Source organism: Mesobacillus sp. LC4 (assembly GCF_053543455.1).
Genome location: NZ_JBGCUB010000001.1, coordinates 960,006 through 977,772, shown reverse-complemented (window position 1 = coordinate 977,772; position 17,767 = coordinate 960,006). Strand labels below are relative to the sequence as shown.

General features: G+C 42.7%; 16 protein-coding genes. 1 reads left to right on the top strand and 15 read right to left on the bottom strand.

The annotated features are described in order from the left end of the window. Positions 1–39: 39 nt before the first annotated feature. The 13 genes from AB5I83_RS05075 to AB5I83_RS05015 form a co-directional block, all read right to left on the bottom strand. On the bottom strand, positions 40–2,079 hold the full coding sequence (locus AB5I83_RS05075; protein ID WP_448973316.1) for a PAS domain S-box protein: 2,040 nt from the start codon (positions 2,077–2,079) through the stop codon (positions 40–42). A 156-nt stretch (positions 2,080–2,235) separates the two neighbouring features. Further along, complete coding sequence (locus AB5I83_RS05070; protein ID WP_448973314.1) at positions 2,236–3,039, bottom strand: serine hydrolase; 804 nt, start codon at positions 3,037–3,039, stop codon at positions 2,236–2,238. A 12-nt stretch (positions 3,040–3,051) separates the two neighbouring features. Then, on the bottom strand, positions 3,052–4,062 hold the full coding sequence (locus tag AB5I83_RS05065; RefSeq protein WP_448973926.1) for an ABC transporter ATP-binding protein: 1,011 nt from the start codon (positions 4,060–4,062) through the stop codon (positions 3,052–3,054). A 2-nt stretch (positions 4,063–4,064) separates the two neighbouring features. Then, complete coding sequence (locus AB5I83_RS05060; RefSeq protein ID WP_448973312.1) at positions 4,065–4,994, bottom strand: C40 family peptidase; 930 nt, start codon at positions 4,992–4,994, stop codon at positions 4,065–4,067. After that, the gene (locus AB5I83_RS05055; protein ID WP_448973310.1) at positions 4,981–6,087 is read right to left on the bottom strand and encodes a mandelate racemase/muconate lactonizing enzyme family protein; all 1,107 of its coding nucleotides are present in this window, start codon (positions 6,085–6,087) and stop codon (positions 4,981–4,983) included. The genes AB5I83_RS05060 and AB5I83_RS05055 overlap by 14 nt, the downstream gene beginning before the upstream one ends. A 21-nt stretch (positions 6,088–6,108) precedes the next feature. Beyond that, entirely contained in the window at positions 6,109–7,029 is a 921-nt protein-coding gene (locus tag AB5I83_RS05050) for a S66 peptidase family protein (RefSeq protein WP_448973308.1), read from the bottom strand. Positions 7,030–7,371: 342 nt separating this feature from the next. After that, a complete protein-coding gene (locus AB5I83_RS05045; RefSeq protein ID WP_448973306.1) occupies positions 7,372–8,997 on the bottom strand; it encodes a peptide ABC transporter substrate-binding protein in 1,626 nt (541 codons plus the stop codon). A gap of 60 nt (positions 8,998–9,057) precedes the next feature. After that, positions 9,058–10,053 carry an ABC transporter ATP-binding protein gene (locus AB5I83_RS05040; RefSeq protein WP_448973304.1) on the bottom strand — a complete coding sequence of 332 codons (996 nt, stop codon included), beginning with the start codon at positions 10,051–10,053 and terminating at the stop codon, positions 9,058–9,060. Between the two features lie 5 nt (positions 10,054–10,058). After that, positions 10,059–11,012: an ABC transporter permease gene (locus tag AB5I83_RS05035; RefSeq protein WP_448973924.1), complete on the bottom strand. Its 954-nt coding sequence runs from the start codon at positions 11,010–11,012 to the stop codon at positions 10,059–10,061. After that, positions 11,012–11,944: an ABC transporter permease gene (locus AB5I83_RS05030; protein WP_226641838.1), complete on the bottom strand. Its 933-nt coding sequence runs from the start codon at positions 11,942–11,944 to the stop codon at positions 11,012–11,014. Before AB5I83_RS05030 ends, AB5I83_RS05035 begins: the two co-directional genes overlap by 1 nt. A gap of 55 nt (positions 11,945–11,999) precedes the next feature. After that, the gene (locus AB5I83_RS05025) at positions 12,000–12,824 is read right to left on the bottom strand and encodes a M55 family metallopeptidase (RefSeq protein WP_448973301.1); all 825 of its coding nucleotides are present in this window, start codon (positions 12,822–12,824) and stop codon (positions 12,000–12,002) included. Between the two features lie 284 nt (positions 12,825–13,108). Continuing rightward, a complete protein-coding gene (locus tag AB5I83_RS05020) occupies positions 13,109–13,738 on the bottom strand; it encodes an NUDIX hydrolase (protein ID WP_448973299.1) in 630 nt (209 codons plus the stop codon). Positions 13,739–14,103: 365 nt separating this feature from the next. Continuing rightward, a complete protein-coding gene (locus AB5I83_RS05015; RefSeq protein ID WP_167830891.1) occupies positions 14,104–14,250 on the bottom strand; it encodes a lmo0937 family membrane protein in 147 nt (48 codons plus the stop codon). A 150-nt stretch (positions 14,251–14,400) separates the two neighbouring features. Between AB5I83_RS05015 and AB5I83_RS05010 the strand changes: the two genes are divergently transcribed. Beyond that, on the top strand, positions 14,401–15,186 hold the full coding sequence (locus AB5I83_RS05010) for an HAD family hydrolase (RefSeq protein WP_448973297.1): 786 nt from the start codon (positions 14,401–14,403) through the stop codon (positions 15,184–15,186). A 49-nt stretch (positions 15,187–15,235) separates the two neighbouring features. Here the strand turns inward: AB5I83_RS05010 and AB5I83_RS05005 are convergent, their stop codons facing one another. Beyond that, positions 15,236–16,075, bottom strand: a complete 840-nt coding sequence (locus tag AB5I83_RS05005; protein WP_448973295.1) for a formate/nitrite transporter family protein — start codon at positions 16,073–16,075, stop codon at positions 15,236–15,238. Positions 16,076–16,280: 205 nt separating this feature from the next. Further along, the gene (aspA, locus tag AB5I83_RS05000; RefSeq protein ID WP_448973293.1) at positions 16,281–17,705 is read right to left on the bottom strand and encodes an aspartate ammonia-lyase; all 1,425 of its coding nucleotides are present in this window, start codon (positions 17,703–17,705) and stop codon (positions 16,281–16,283) included. Positions 17,706–17,767: the final 62 nt, after the last annotated feature.

Sequence of the window (17,767 nt, the reverse complement as noted above, 5' to 3'; positions counted from 1 at the left end):
TCGATCTACAGTCGATGGAGCCACTTAATAAGCTAAGATCTAATTATTATTCGCACTTTCACATACTTCAATACGATTTCGGCCGTTTTGCTTAGCTTTGTAGAGCGCCCGGTCGGCAAATTCGAGAATCTGCTGATGGTCATGCTGATGTATAGGATTGACGCACGCAATCCCGATACTGATTGTAACACTCCTGCTGACTTTGGAGTTTAGGTGTTCAATGTTCATCATCTGGATGATTGAACGGAATTCGTCTGCTAGTTGAGATGCTCTTGGTGCCTCCGTATTCGGAAGAACTACCGCAAATTCTTCGCCCCCATATCTCGCAGCAAAATACCCTTTTTCATGGAAAAATCGTTCGAGCTCACGGGCAACCGATTTCAAGCAGTTATCGCCCTGGATATGCCCATACGTATCATTGTAATTTTTAAAATAATCAATATCTAAAAAAAGCAGGGATAATGCGGTTTTCTGCTTGCAAGCAAAAGACCATTCAGTAATAAGGAATTCGTCAAAGGCGCGGCGGTTATATATTTCAGTCAATCCATCAAGAGACGATAGCTTCCTCAGGAGAGAATTGCTTTCTCTTAATTGATTTTCAATGGTCCTCCTTGCCGTCACGTCTCTTGTGGCGAACATCATACCTGAAGACTTGCCTGACTTGTCCTTTACCGGTCTTGCAGTAGTCTCAGCCCATATATAACTGCCATTTTTATGACGCATCCTGTAACTGGATGTTACGATGCCACTTAATTCATTAGGGTTTCCGTATTGATCAAGCAGTTGCTGACCATCTTCTGGATGGATTTTCCCGTAAAGATTTGTTCCAATCAACTCATCGTTTTTATAGCCCAGAATCCTCTTGCTTGAGGGAGATATATAAATGATCTTTCCTTCACGTGAAAGCCTTCCGATCATATCAGATGAATTTTCAGCAATGAAGCGATACTGTTCTTCACTTTCCCGAAGAGCTCTTTCCATGCTTTTACGCTTAGTGATTTCTTTTATAACAGTCAATACAGCTTTTTCTCCCTGGTAGGTAATTAAGGAAGATGATACTTCAATATCAATATATGAGTCTTCCTTTTTAAACTGATCCTCAAAACTGATCACTGTCTTATCATTAAAATCAAGTCTGGAAACCAGATTCGGATGGTTGATGAAAAAAGACCCAACCGGTTTGCCGATTATCTCTTTCAAGTTGGACCCAAATAAGGCTTCAGTGTGCGGGTTAGCGTAAACTATTTGATCATATTGAGTCAGAATAATGGCATTAGGCGAAAGTTCTACAAGTGTCCTGTATTGTTCCTCGCGTTCTTTGAGCTGCTGGGAAAGCCTTTCCACTTCGGAAAGGTCAGTATAGACAGCGAGGTAATTTACCAGTTCTCGTTCTTCATTCAAGATCGAGAAGATGTTCACCTTCATTAAATAATGGCTGCCATCTTTTCGTTTATTCCATAACTCTCCTTCCCAACATCCCCTTGTCATAATAGAGTCCCACATTCTCTTATAAAAAATCGGTGTATAGCTGTGCGACTTCCATAACCTCGGGTTTTTACCAATCACACTTTCCTTAAGATAGCCTGTCAATCGAGTGAATGAATCACTGACAGCCCGTATCTTGCCTTCTGGTGTGGTGATGACAATGCCTTTGTTTGCACTTAGTATAAGTGAACCTGCCTCTTCCGAGTAATCTTGAGCAATGGAATTGGGTGTTATAAAGCGAAGAAAGGATTTAATAGCTGGTTCCCCATTAAAAATCGTACATTCAGAATCGACCTGGAGGTCCATTGGAATTCCGTTTATCAAGAAACTCATTATCATACCATCCAGAATTGTTCCTTCTTCTATTGCTGCGATTCTGTCAGTGATTGTTTCTTGCCTAGTATCAGCCAAAAAGGAAAATATCGATTTACCTATTAATTCACCTGGATACTTGTATCCGAGCAACTGGGTGCCGCCTTCATCTATGGAAAGAATCACGGAGTTTTTATGTATACACACAAAATAGGGTGATTGATTATTGACAGCTACTGCATCTGCGATATTAGACCCTGTCGTGCTTTCCTTTACCTTCATTTAACTTCTCCTTGCAAAATCAAAATGGATATCATCATTATTTTAATTGTGTTGATTTTTTTAATCAACAATAGAATGGAATCATGACCTGTTAGAATACAAAAATACCAGGTATTAAATTGCTAGCAGCTGATATCAATCTGTTATCAGAAACTATCACTTATGGTCGATTGGAGTCGAAAGACCTGTTATAAAGCTGTTTATGTGCTTCCCAATCTGCTGAATTGTCGATTTTCCGGATTGTGGATCTGATAGTTCATCAATTAGTACAACAATAATTGCTTCATTCTCACCATAGGCAATTATACCGCAATCATGTTCGACTCCGGGAAGTTCTCCTGTCTTATTTCCGATTTTAAGTAATGTATCATCCATATATAATGGCAGCTTTTCCTTGAATTGTTGTTGCAGTAAAAACGCATGGAAGATAGATTTTGAGTCTTGGTTGAGTAGATCTCCATTAACTCCTTCTTTCAAGCATAGCCCGATATCAGCAGCAGATGTATAATTATCGAGACCGGATTGAATAGCTGAGAAATCCAGCATTTTACGCTGCAATATAGAATGACTCATTCCTAGCCTGGATAAAGTGGCATTAATAGAGTCTTTGCCAAGCAAATCAATCATCAGGTTAGTTGCCGAGTTATCTGACACGATGATCATAAGGGACATTAAATCCACAACTGGCAGTTGTTTGACCTTCATAGCCTGAAGAACACCGGTGTCACCAATTTTGTCTCCTTCTTCAATAGGCAATTGACTTTCTTTTTGCAGCTGGCCTGTCTCCATTTGCCTCAAAGCCTCGAATAAGATCGGCAATTTTATCAAGCTGGCAGACTGGTAAACCTCATTACTGTTAAATTCAATAATTTCTCCTTCAATCTCCAAAAACAAACTCGCCCGGCCATTACACCCAGCGAGTTCTTGCAACAGTATTGTTCTTAATTCTTCTAATGTCATAGTTTTTATTCCTTACCTGATATTGACAAGCATCTCTTTTTTTCTTTTTTCGTCTAAATGCTCATCATATAGGTGACAGGCGACATAGTGATTCTTGTCGATTTCCTGCCACACAGGTTTCTTTTGAGCACAGATATCCATGGCATGCTGGCACCTTGTCCTGAAAACACAGCCGCTAGGCGGATCCATCGGACTTGGGAGTTCTCCTTGCAGGATGATTCGTTCGCGCTGATCCTCCACATCCGGATCTGGGATAGGGATGGCTGACAGTAATGCTTGAGTGTAAGGATGGAGCGGTTTATTGTATAACTGGTTACTAGCTGTAAGCTCGACGATATGGCCGAGGTACATAACTCCGATCCGGTTGCTGATTTGCTTCACCATTGAAAGATCGTGAGCAATGAATAGATAAGTCAAACCCTTTTCTTCTTGCAGTCGCTTCAGCAGGTTTACCACCTGGGCCTGAACGGATACATCAAGGGCTGAAATTGGTTCATCTGCTATGATAAAATCAGGATCCAGCGCAAGTGCCCTGGCAATGCCAATCCTTTGCCGCTGACCGCCGCTGAATTCATGGGGATAACGGTTGGCATGGTCGCGATTTAAACCGACATCCTCAAGCAGCTGATAGATCCTTTCAAGACGTTCTTTTTTGTTCGGGAACATTCCATGGACTTCCATCGGTTCTGAGATAATTTCTTTTACTGTAGAACGAGGATTCAGTGAAGCATACGGATCCTGAAAGATCATCTGCATCTGCTTATGGAACTGGAATTTTTCTATCTCTGAAAGTGAGTGCACGTCTTTGCCGTTGAAAACAACTTCTCCATCTGTCCTGTCATAGAGTCCAATCATGGTTCTTCCGGCAGTGGATTTACCGCAGCCTGATTCACCAACAAGGCCAAATGTTTCTCCTTTATATATATCAAAGGAGATGCCATCCACTGCTTTTAGGATTTCATTTTTTCCCATAGTGAAATGCTTCTTAAGATCTTTTACACTTAATAAAACTTCATTTTCCATCATTATTCCTCCGTATCAATCCAGTAGCGTCTTGCTGCACAGAGTTCTTTCTCGTAGATCGTTCCTTCCAAGGAAATGATTTCAATATTCTTTCCTGTATTCGGTGAATGAAGAAGCTTGCCATCTCCATAATAGATACCAACATGATGGATGCTTCCTTTTCCCTCCTCGTAGGCGAAGAAAAGTAAGTCCCCTGGCATGATGTATGATAGCGGAACTTGTTCACCAGCTGCCGCTTGTTCATGAGCATCCCTCGGAATGGTATAGCCATTCGCCAGGCACATATTGTAACTGAAACCAGAGCAGTCATAGCCATAGCTGCTCATTCCTCCCCAAAGGTACGGCAGACCAAGGAACTGCTCGCCCGCAGCCACGATCGCAGCACCATTACCTTTAGGAATCTTCTCCTCTGTTGGAAAAACCGCTACATCCTCAGCTCTCAAGATGCCGATACCGGTTGGTGTTTTAACGCGAATTCGATCGACTATATCCTCTACTACTGGCAATTTTGTTTGATAGCTCAATTCCAACAGCTTTTCGTTCTTTTCGGAATATAGGAGGGTTTTCTTAGCAGTAATGACAGCCACTGAACCTTTTTTGATATACCAGTCTGATTGCTGGATAAGCTGATTTTTCGGTATCCACCCAGGATAACCACGCCCATCTTTTCCTGACGGCTGGTCTGGAACAACAACATTTGCCCACTCATTTTTTTCTCCGATGATCATGACTTCCTGGCCAAATAAAACCTGTGATTGTACAAGGTTGTCATCGCATAGTTGCAATCGTGGCTCATATGTAAGCTTTTCAAGCCATTTTTCTATATTCAAGTTTCCAGAAGTTGCATCCATGTCTATTTCCCTTGCTGAATCATGGGAAGTCCACAATGTCGCTACGGGGACATTGACGAGCCAGATATTATTGCTTTCCATGGGAATTTCCTCCTTCTAAAAGGATTTCTTTTATACCGAGACCAGGTTGGTCCGGAAGGGTGATATTTCTGCCATTATACATTATTCCGCCTGAAATTACGTCATTCGCCAGCATTAATGGCGCATCAAAATCAAAACGGGTGATGTTTTTCTTGCTTGCCGCGAAATGGGCAGCAGCTGTAATTCCCAGCCTGGTTTCAATCATACTGCCAACCATACATTCAATCCCTGCGGTTTCAGCCATTTGGTTAATCATTTGAGCCTGATAAATTCCTCCTGACTTCATTAACTTTATGTTAATCAAGTCAGCGCTTCTCCTCTTGATCACCTCGAATGCCTGTTTAGGTGAAAAAACACTTTCGTCAGCCATTATTAAAGTATCGACTGAATCAGTAACCTGCTTTAAACCTTCCAGGTCATCTGCTTTAACTGGCTGTTCAACTAGCTCGATATCAAGGCCAAGATCCTCCATTTTTCGGATGGCCCTGACTGCATCCTTCGGTTTCCACCCCTGGTTCGCATCAAGACGAATCTTGATGTCATTGCCTATCCTTTTACGGATTTCATGGATCCTGGCAATGTCGGTCGAGATTTCACCTATCCCTACCTTTACCTTTAGCACATTGAATCCATTATTAACATAATGAACGGCATCTTCACCCATTTCATCAGGGCTGTTGACGCTGACGGTAAAATCAGTTTCTATCTCGTTTCTGTAACCGCCAAGGAATTGATATAACGGAAGTCTGCAATTTTGCGAGATACAGTCATAAAGTGCCATATCAATGGCTGCCTTTGCACTTGAATTATTTACAAGGGCGGTTTTTAACCCCTGAAAGATAGCTTCATAGTTAATAAGGTTCTTTTTCAACAAAATTGGCTTGATGACCTCATTTATTACTGCCTCGATACTTGCGAGACTGTCCCCTGTTATGACCAAAGTTGGCGGTGCTTCTCCCCAGCCAGTGATTCCGTTATCACAGGAAATTTTAACGAAAATCGCTTCAGCGACCGTAACTGTACGGAGTGCGGTTTTAAATGGCTTGTTCAAAGGGACAGCAATGCGCATAGTATCGACTTTTTCAATAATCATAACTCTACCTCCCTTTTAGTTCTAGTTGATTCCGCTCTCTACATAAAGCGTTTTTTCTTTCGTATTCATGGTAGCAGGCGCACCGAGCGGAACTCCAATATGCGGGGAACAATGCCCCATTTTGAAGCCTTTTAGTGCCGGCCTGCCCGCAAGTTGAATGTAATGGTCAATAACTTCTTCCAGAGATAAAGAGAGCTCTCTTTCCGGTACGCAGTTATTAAAGTCACCAATAATGATCCCGGCTGATTCCTGAAGTTTACCAGCCATATAAAGCTGGTTCAACATGCGGTCAACTGCCCTCGGTTCTTCATTTATATCTTCTATAAGCAGGATCTTTCCTTCTGTATTAATTTCAAAAGGAGTGCCCATCGAACTTGATAGAAGTGAGAGATTTCCTCCAACCAGAGGACCTTCAGCGGATCCTGGAACCAATTCTTCAATTTGGGAAATAGTAGAATCATAATTCAGCTCAGCTGGTGCAAACAATTGCTTGAAAGTATCCTTGGATATTTGATCAGCCTCTTCTTTTCCAATATCCGAAGCAAGCATCGGACCGTGAAAAGTAATCAGCCCTGTCTGCTGCCTGATGGCAGTATGCAAGAATGTAATATCGCTGTAGCCCCAGAAAATTTTCGGGTTATTTTTAATAGCATCATAGTCTAATGCGGAGGCAATCCGGGCTGTTCCATATCCTCCTCCAGCACAGATGATCGCTTTGATTTCATCATCAAGGAACATTTCATTTAAGTCGGCCAATCTCGCTTCATCATTTCCGGCAAGATAACCATATTCTGAATACAAGGATTTTCCTAATTTATAATTGAGCCCTAAATCCTCGACGAATTTTAAGCCGCGCTTCAGGTTTTCCTTGTTAGGCGGACTCGCTGGCGCAATAACAGCCACCGTATCACCTTTTTTCAAGCGTGTGGGCTTAATTGACATGTCAATCAACTCCCTTAGTGAAATTTTAGTTTTTTAAAAAAATTGAATTATTAACCTTAATTATCAGGATAAAAAATTCCCCTGCTTTTACCCATAATCTGCGCTCCGACTCTTTTCGGTAAATGCAGCGGCTCTGCTTTTACCAATAATCTGTTCTCCGACACTTTTCGGTAAATGCAACGGCTCTGCTTTTACCCAATATCTACTCTCTGGTTCTGTTCCGTAAATGCCCATGGCTTGCTTTGCGGCAAAATAAATTTCATATGTTATAAGACATTATGGAAGAGTATGTACTAGTAAAAAAGAGGTGTTCCAAGATGAACACCTCTTTCTTAGAAAAAATTACTTCTTATCTGCCCACTTTAATTCAAGATATCCAACCGGATGGCGGACAACACCGCTAACTGCTTCATTTTGCAGATATACCTGGTTATAGAAGTGGACCGTGAAGATTGGTGCTTCTTCAAACAGGATTTTTTCTGCCTGATACATCAAGTCAAAACGCTTTGCCTCGTCAGATTCATTCTTTGCTTGCTGAATCAGTTCATCATACTTAGGATTTCCCCAGCCAGTACGGTTCATGGAGTGTCCAGTCTGGAAGTTTTCCAGGAAGTTGATTGGATCAGCATAGTCAGCAAGGAATGAGCTTCGGGAAAGCTGGTGCTTCAATGCTTTCTGTTCTTCTGCGAAAACATTCCATTCCATGTTGGCAAGCTTGACTTCAACACCTAAGTTTTCTTTGAACATTTGCTGTAATGCTTCAGCAATCTTCTTGTGCACATCGCTTGTGCTGTATGTCAGAGTCACTTCAGGAAGCTCGGTGTAACCCTCTTCTTCCATTCCTTTTTCAAGTAATGCTTTCGCTTCTTCTACATCAGTCTTATTGAAATCTCCATTCACTTCACGGAAATCCTTACCTGATGGATCCTGGAATCCAGGAGATACAAAGCCATAAGCAGCTTTTTCTTTGTTCTTCGTGACATAGTCAACGATCTTCTGCTGGTCAACCGCAAGTGCAAATGCTTTACGGATGTTCACGTTCTGGAATGGTTCCTTCGTGACATTGAAACGGTAGAAATAGTCGCCAGCTTGATCGTCTACATTTACCTTTCCTTCGTCGAACAACTTTTCACTTAATTCAGCAGGAACGTCGGAAACATCCAAATCTCCAGCCTCATACATTTGATACTCAGTGTTTGTGTCGTCTACGATTGCCCATTCAACACGATCAAGTTTTACGTTTTCTGCATCCCAGTACTGGTCATTCTTTTCCATGACGAATTTTGTGTCATGCTCCCAGCTAGCAAGGTTAAATGGTCCATTGCCGACGAAAGAGTCTGCTTCAGAAAACCATTCAGGGTTTTCCTTGGCAACCTTTTCATTGATCGGGAAGAAAGCCGGATTGGCAATGACACTTAAGAAATAGGCCTGTGGACTTGTTAATGTAACTTCAAATGTCTTATCATCCACTGCTTTTACTTTTACATTGTCAGCAGAACCTTCTCCGCTATTGAATTCCTCTCCACCTTCAATGAAGTATCCAAGGAATGCCGCAGCAGAACCAGTTGCTGGATCAAGGAGGCGCTTCCAAGCGAATTCGAAATCATTTGCTGTTACAGAGTCTCCATTGGACCATTTTGCATCTTCACGAATGTGGAATGTGTATGTCTTTCCATCTTCAGATACATCCCATTTTTCTGCAGTAGCTTCTTCTGGCTGATGATCTTTACCAAGACGTGTCAGACCTTCCATCAAATTGTTCAATGCGTTCCAAGAAGCTGAATCAAAGCCGATTGGCGGGTCAAAAGATGTTGGTTCCTGGCCGTTGTTCAGGTAAAGAACCTTTTCCTCTCCTCCATCACCACTGTCTTTCCCCTCTTTTTCTTTTCCTGCGTTGTCGTTCGCGGTACATGCTGCCATCGTGAATACGAGCAGTGCCGCCATGAGTATGGTTAAAAACTTCTTCACTCTGTTTCCCCCTTATGTTGATCCAAATATATATCAAAAAGGCAAATGCCTGATTGAACGCTAGTTACTTGCGATTAATTTTTTTGCACGCTCATCCTGCAGCCAGCAGTCCACCCCGTGGCTGTTGGAAAGTTTTGTTTCTGCAGGATAGACTTTGTCACAAACCTGCATTGCATATGGGCAGCGGGCTGTAAAAGGACAACCCACTGGCGGTGAGAACAAATCAGGCGGTGTCCCGCCGATTGGGACTAACTCCGCCCCGTCAACATCCAAACGCGGAACTGAGTTCAATAACCCTTTCGTATACGGATGCTGAGGATTGTAAAAAATCTCTCTCCTTGTTCCTGTCTCAACAATCTTGCCTGCATACATGACCGCGATCCGATCTGCGACTTGTGCTACAACACCAAGATCATGGGTGATCAGGATGATGGAGACGCCAGTTTTTTTCTGGATATCACGGAACAACTCTAAAATCTGGGCTTGGATTGTCACATCCAGTGCTGTTGTCGGCTCATCGGCAATCAACACTTCCGGCTGGCAGACCAGCGCCATGGCAATGACGATCCTCTGCCTCATCCCTCCGCTGAATTGATGCGGATATTGTTTCAGCCGAGCCTGTGGACTAGGAATTCCCACTAGGTCAAGCATTTGTACTGCAACCTTCTTTGCCTGCTCCTTTGATAGCTTCATATGCTGCAGAATTCCTTCTGTCAGCTGATCACCAATTGTCAAAGTCGGATTCAGTGCAGTCATCGGATCCTGAAAGATCATTGATATATCTGATCCGCGAATTTTCCGCATTTCTGGGTCCTTCAGTTTCGTCAAATCTTTTCCTTTAAAAAGGATGGAACCGCCGTCAAACTTGCCAGGGGGTTCCGGAATCAATCTCATGATACTTTGGGAGGTCACGCTTTTCCCGCAGCCAGACTCTCCGACAATTGCTAATGTTTCGCCTTTATGCAAATCAAAAGTGACTCCGCGGACAGCTTTTACCTCTCCGCCGTATGTCTTAAATGAAACATGAAGGTCTTTTACTTCCAGTACTTTTTCCATGTTGCTTACCTCCTTAGCTTCGGGTCAAGTGCGTCCTGAAGCCCGTCACCTAAAACGTTAAACGAGAACATCGTCAATGAAATGAAGAATGCCGGGAAAAACAATCTCCACCAGTCACCGGACAAGATAACCGGCAAAGCATCACTAGCCATCGATCCCCAGCTCGCTAGCGGTGCCTGGATGCCCAAACCAAGGAAGCTAAGGAATGCTTCGGCAAAGATTGCTGATGGAACGGATAGTGTAATCTGCACAATGATTGGCCCCATCGTATTTGGAAGCAGATTTTTACGGATGATCCGTGCTGTTTTCGTTCCAAAAGTTTTCGATGCTAAAACGTATTCGTAGTTTTTGATCTGGAGGACCTGGCCGCGCACAATCCGTGCCATACCTATCCATCCAGTAACGGTCAGTGCGAATATAATCGTAGCCAGGCTTGGCCCCATTACTACACTAATTAAAATGACGACAAGCAAATATGGAAGTCCGTAAAGAACTTCGATGATTCTCATCATGAAATGATCTGTTCTTCCACCCTTATAGCCTGCAATCCCTCCATAAATCACTCCGATCAGAAAATCAATCAAAGCTGCAGCAATGCCGACGAATAAAGAAATACGGGCACCATACCACGTCCGTGTGAATACATCACGACCGAGTTCATCAGTTCCAAACCAATGTTCGCTTGATGGCGGCAGATTCTGATTGACCAAATCCTGATGGTCCACTGTGTGAGGCGAGATGATCGGACCGAAAATGGCCATGAATGTCAATACAGATAAGAAAAACAACCCAAGCATTGCCAGCTTATTCTTAAGGAGGCGTCTCCAGGCATCCTGCCAGTACGATAGACTTGGCCTGACAACAGCTTCTGCTTCTGAGTCATTTTTTTCTATTGGAACAAACCAATCGTCTGGAACGGACGAGGCTGCTTGTGGTTCCTGATGTTTGCGCAGAGCCATCATTTCCCCTCCTTTTTATGAAGCTTGATCCTTGGGTCAAGTATTCCGTAGGCGAGATCTACAAGGAAAAGCATGACGATCAATACTGTACTGTAAAAAATCGTTGTTCCCATTATGACTGGATAATCACGTTGGTTAATGCTCTCGACAAAATACTTACCCATGCCCGGAATGGCAAAAATCTTTTCGATGACGAAAGTTCCTGTAAGTATGCTGGCTGCCAATGACCCAAGAATGGTGACAACCGGCAGCAATGCATTTTTCAATGCGTGTTTAAAGACGATTTTAACTGGTGACAGCCCTTTTGCCTTTGCTGTCCGTATGTAGTCTTGCGTCAAGACCTCAAGCATGCTCGATCTCGTCAAGCGGGCGATGATGGCCATAGGTCCTGTAGCGAGTGCCAGAGTCGGCAGAATCATGTGCTTAGGACTTGTCCAGGTGGCGACCGGAAGTATTTCCCAGGTTACAGCCAACTGCTGGATTAAAAGTGTCGCCATAACAAAGTTTGGTACTGATATGCCGACAACCGCTACTGTCATCGCAAGATAATCGATCAAGCCATTATGGCGGAGAGCCGCAATGATCCCTAGAAGGATGCCGGAAAATATCGCGACAATCAAGGTGATCATTCCAAGCTCGAATGAGACAGGGAATCCCCTTCCAAGCATCTCGTTTACAGTCTGGGAGGACTTTTTAATAGAAGGTCCGAAATCAAATGTCGCGACCGACTTTAAATAAATAAAGTATTGGACGTATAAAGGTTCATCCAAATGATAGAAACTTTCAAGGTTCTTTTGGACCGCTTCGCTCGTTGCCCGTTCTTCATTAAAAGGAGAACCAGGAATAGAGTGCATCAAGAAGAAGGTCAGCGTAATGATGACCAGCAGCGTGACCGCCATCGAACCGAGTCGTTTGAGTAAATAACGGAGCATTGATTCACATCCTTATCATGTCTTAGTGTCAGTTCTTGAGGTAGTTGAGCACATTCTATGAGAATGTCGTCCTCATGGCCAGCTCTGTCATCACAAGCATAGCTTGATAGGCTTCTAGAATGTCCTTGGCCTGGAACTTTACAATAGTCGTTCCCTCTTCGATATCTGTACCAGGCATCAAATTTGCCCACTCTGCCTGGCCATAGTTGGCAAATTCAATTCTTAATACAGGATTCTCAGGCGGAGTAAGCGGTTTCACTTTTTCCAGGTTCTTGATAGCCGCCTCTGTCTTTTCAGCAAGCAGTTCACCAGCTTTGACCGGAGTCAGAGACTTTGCAGCAGACCGTGAAATAGACTGCTTGACTACAGCTGTTGTAATGCCAGGGATCAACGCCTCAGCTTCGCGTGCAGCACCATCGTCCCCTGCTACCATGATGACAGGTACTCCAAAATAACCAGCCACATAGGCATTGAATCCAAGTTCTCCTATTTGAACATCATTGATCCACATATGGCGGACACCGAAGATCATCGAATGAGACATTACACCGCTCATAGAAGCCCTTGCGTGGTAGCCGACAAAAACGGCTCCTTCAAAGCTATCATCAAGCCCTTGGACCATTGAGAAAGGCTTCACATCGCCAGTAATCAACTGTGTATCTGGATGAAGGTCCTCTATTAGGAGATTGTTCATTTTAGAGTGGCTATCATTGACGATGACTTCACGGCAGCCAGTTTCAAATGCTTTTGCAATGACATAGTTTGCTTCCTGGGTCATGATTTTTCGACCACGTTCGTAATTATGCTTAGAAGAATCCACATGGGTATGGTCGACCAGACCAGTGATTCCTTCCATGTCCACAGATATGTATAATTTCATAATTTGCCCAACTTTCTATGAATAATTATCTTAAAATTATAAATAATAAATCTACCAATCGCAACCTTTTTTGCTATTAAATTCAGCTCTTACAAGGAAATAGTAGATTTGTCACTGATTTTAATGTTGCAAAAACGTTATTGATTGAATAATATTTTTGCGTATTTTTTAAAGAAAGATGTAGGAAATGAATTTCCAAATTCTCTTTTATATACCTGCAGGAGTTTTTGAAACAGTTTTTTCAAGATAATGGTTTCCACAAAAAAAAAGAGCAGTATGAGCTCCTACTCTTTAGAATCATGGTTTTCCATCAGTTCTATAAAATGGGTCAGCACTCTGGCTGTAAGACCCCATATCACCTTTCCGTTAGCTCGATAGAAATATTCATCCATTTTCCGTGTTTGCCAATTGTAATTCTCGCCGCCGATAATCAAATCGAAAGGAAAGCCATCTTCTGGCTCCACCTGGAAATTGATTTTATAACTGTCAGGCTGGTTCTTTTTAAAAAATGACAAAGGTACTGTGAATACCTCACCCACTTCTGCTTCATTCGGAATGATTTTACTTGGATCACTGATTCTCCCGACAAAAGGATAAATGATTGTACCGAATGCCGATACCATATAATCCAGAGGAAACACATCGACAATCTCACTTTCATTTATGCCAAGCTCTTCCGAGGTTTCCCTGACCGCTGCTTTTTGAGGTCCTTCTCCCTTCTCTATCCTGCCGCCCGGAAAGCATACTTCTCCAGGCTGCCTTCTCATTGTAAGGGATCGCACCTCAAATAAAATATGGACCTCGTTATTGACTTCCACTAATGGAAGTAATACTGCGAACTTGATGAATTGTTCATTGCCCAAAATTGTAGGTGTACGCCCCAATAAAGTTTTTGTAATCTGATTAATGTTCATTATTGGACATCCACTCTCCCCGTAAAGTATGTATTGTCATTGTATTATGAAAAAGCATAGAAAATAAAGGAAATGGATTTTATTAATCAAGGTTCACATTCGGGCAAATTGAATGAACAGCGCATGCCATGCTGGTTTTCTGTATTGAGCCTCTGGTTTCAAACAACATTGCTATAAGAGCGCGATTGGTGAAGTGAACTTCCTAATATGAGAAAAACAGAGCACCAACAAGCCCGTTTGGTTACCTAAAATCCCTAAAATTTCGAAAATAGGTCACCAATAAGCCCTGTCCATCAAAAAACAATCCAACTGTATCAAAAACCAATTTAAAAGGCAGCGACTATTTGCCGCTGCCCAAACTCCTATCAACCAGAAGCCCGTCCTTTGATCGCCTTATATGCAATCAAGATAATCCCGATGACCAGGAGGATATGAATGATTCCGCCGGCGATTTCAAAAATCAGACCCAGAAGCCAAAGTACCAGCAATATTCCTGCTATTGTCCATAACATTAGCAACATCTCCTTTCCTTATTGTTTTCTTGGTTAAAGTTTACCCTTTTGTAAATTCTATTAAACAAGATCCGTCATACCACATTATTTGATAACTTCAGGGTCATTGTGTAACACTTAAACTATCCTTTTAAGTCAGGAGTATTTGCCATGGGACATTATAAGATTTTATTTTTGGATATAGACGGAACGATTTTAAGACCAGATGATACGATCGAAGACTCTACTAAGACAGCTATTAATAATATGAAGAGTCAAAACATTGAGGTGGTTTTAGCTACAGGACGTCCGCTCCATGAGATATCGGTTCTTGCAAAGGAACTTCAGATTACTTCATTTATTGGATATAACGGCGCACTGGGGATTTATGAAGGCGAAACGATTTTCGCTGAACCAATGCATCCTGATGATGTCAAATACATTTTGGATGTGGCAGCAGCAAATGGCCATGAAGTTGTTAGTTATTCACATGAAAAAAATTACTTAACCAATCCGGAATCCGAATCGGTACAAGCCTTTCTCAAACAATTTCATTTACGCCAGAATGCAGTTTTCACTGATAATACGATCGAAAAAATACTTGGCATGACGATCATCACCGCTGGAAATAATGGTGAGTCGCTTTACAGATTCAAGAATGGAATCCATTTGTCCCAGGTGAATGTCGAGGGTATGCAGCATTGCTATGATGTCATTCGTGATCGTGTAAATAAAGGGATTGGCGTCGAATTTCTTCTGAAAAAACTGGGGATTAAACGTGAAGAGTCGATTGCCTTTGGAGACGGCATGAATGACAAGGAAATGCTGGCATGTGCTGGTGAAGGATTCGCGATGGGCAATGCGCATCCTGACCTGATTCAATATGCAAAACATAAGACAACTGCTGTTACTAACTCGGGGATTTACAATGGTTTAAAATCCCTTGGGTTATTGTGAAATAAGCCAGTGACAAAAAAATGGAACCTCCGCCCCAGAGGTTCCATTTTTATTTGCTTGCTGCCCGTTTTTTTGCACTCGCCTTTAAAAATTGATCCTCAGGCTTTGCAGCTGACTTTTTAATGCTGTCTTTATAGCTCATCCAATAGATCAAAGCTACGAAGACTCCACCGCCAACTGCATTACCTAAGTAAACGGGGACAAAATTAGTGATGTACTCCCCCCAGCTATAATAGCCAGCAAAAATCGCTGCAGGGATGACGAACATGTTTGCGACCACGTGCTGGAATCCGATTGCCACAAAGCCCATGATCGGGAACCAGATGGCCAACACTTTCCCCGTCATGTCGGATGCCCCATATGAGAGCCACACCGCTAAACCAACAAGCCAGTTACAACCTATCCCTGAGAAAAAAGCAGCCCAGAAACCAGCATCCAGTTTTGCGCCTGCTACTGCGACTGTTTTTTCAAGATAAGGTCCCGTTTCTGTCAGGCCGACAATATGGCCAAAAAAATAGGCTACAAAAAGAGCACCTACAAAATTACTCAGAGTAATCCATAACCAATTTTTCAATAGCATCTTTACTGTTACCTTCTTCGCAAGGCTGGCCATTGATATGGCGGTCATATTACCCGTCAACAGTTCTCCACCAGCAAGAAGAATCAAAATCAGCCCGAGAGGAAATACCGATGCACCAAGGAATGTTCCGAAAGTTCCCCACTCGTGCGGCAGGTTCGCGATTACCCTGATGTCCAAAAGATACCCTATAGCAATGAAAGCACCGCCCAGGAATCCCAGTGCCAGCATGTTCTTTACGGGCATAGCAGCCTTGTATGTGCCGGAATCTATGGTCACTTGAGCAATTTCCTGAGGTTTACGAAATGCCAATTCAAATTCCTCCTGTTCTAAAGATGCAATTTTTAATTTGGTTATTGAAAATTTCTTTAATGGCTTAATTCCCCTTTGGCCAAATAAAAAACAGTGTATTATTTCTTTTTAGCATTTTTTCAAAATAAACATATTAAGATGACCGTTGGAAAAATAAAAAAAGGAAGCCAAAAAGATTGTACTTTTTCGGCCACCCTATTTGTAATCAATCTTTATTTAATAACTCTTCCCCTGCAATGCCCGGGTTTGTCATTTCGTATGGATTCAGGATCAAATCAAGCTCTTCTTCTGTCAGGACGTCATATGCAAGGCATAGTTCCCTTACCGACTTTCCTGTCAGGATTGCTTCTCTCGCAATCCTCGACACTGCTTCATAACCTAAGTGCGGATTGACAGCAGTGATGATGCCTACGCTCCGCTCGACATCCTTTTCGGTCTTTTCTTTATTTGCTTCAATTCCGACAAGACAATGATCTGTGAAAACTTTAAATCCATTATTCATGATGCTGATCGATTGAATCAGGTTAAATATAAGCACTGGTTCCATTACATTCAGCTCCAGCTGACCTGCTTCGGAAGCAAGGCATATCGTATGATCGTTCCCAATTACCTGGAAGGCTACCTGATTGATGACCTCAGGCATGACCGGATTCACCTTGCCAGGCATTATGGAAGAGCCCGGTTGTCTCGATGGAAGAAAAATCTCGTTAAAGCCTACCCGAGGACCGGAAGCCATCAGGCGTAAATCATTGGCTATTTTTGACATATTCATCATACAAACCTTCAAAGCAGCCGAAACTGTTGTATAGGCATCTGTATTTTGAGTGGCATCAACTAAATGGTCCGCATTTTTTAATGGATAACCACTGATTTCAGAAAGGTGCCGTACAACATTTTTGATGTACTTCGGATTGGCATTTAGCCCGGTCCCAACGGCAGTTGCTCCCATATTCACTTCAAATAAGTGGCCCCGGGTATGCTTGATTCTTTCAATATCCCTTTCGATCACCCGCGTATATGCTTCGAATTCCTGGCCGAGTCGGATTGGAACAGCATCCTGCAAGTGTGTCCTGCCCATTTTGATGACAGCATCGAATTCCCTTGCTTTTTGGGAAAAGACATCTCGCATGATTTCCATCGTATCGAGGAGCTTGTCGAGAAGCGCCAGCACGGACAGATGCATCGCTGTTGGGAATGCATCGTTTGTCGATTGCGCCATGTTTACATGGGAATTAGGACTAAGGGTGAAATAATCCCCTTTCTTCTCACCTAGCAATTCCAGAGCACGGTTGGCTATCACTTCGTTCGTATTCATATTAATGGATGTCCCTGCTCCACCTTGTATCGGATCCACAATGAACTGGTCGTGCCATTGTCCCTGGATAATTTCATCAGCTGCTTTTACGATGACCTCCCCCAGGCCACCGTATAGTCTTCCTGTTTCCATATTGGCAAGTGCTGCTGCCTTTTTCACCATGGCCATTGCCTTGATCAGCTCACTATGGATTCTGTAACCAGTAATCGGGAAGTTTTCAACCGCCCTTAAAGTTTGAATTCCATAATAAGCATCCGCTAATACTTCCTTCGTTCCCAGAAAATCCTTTTCAATTCGGACTTTTACCTCAGACATTTGTTTACCCCTCCAAAAAGCATGAAATATTCACAATGATTGTTAATTATGTATTGAGGGCC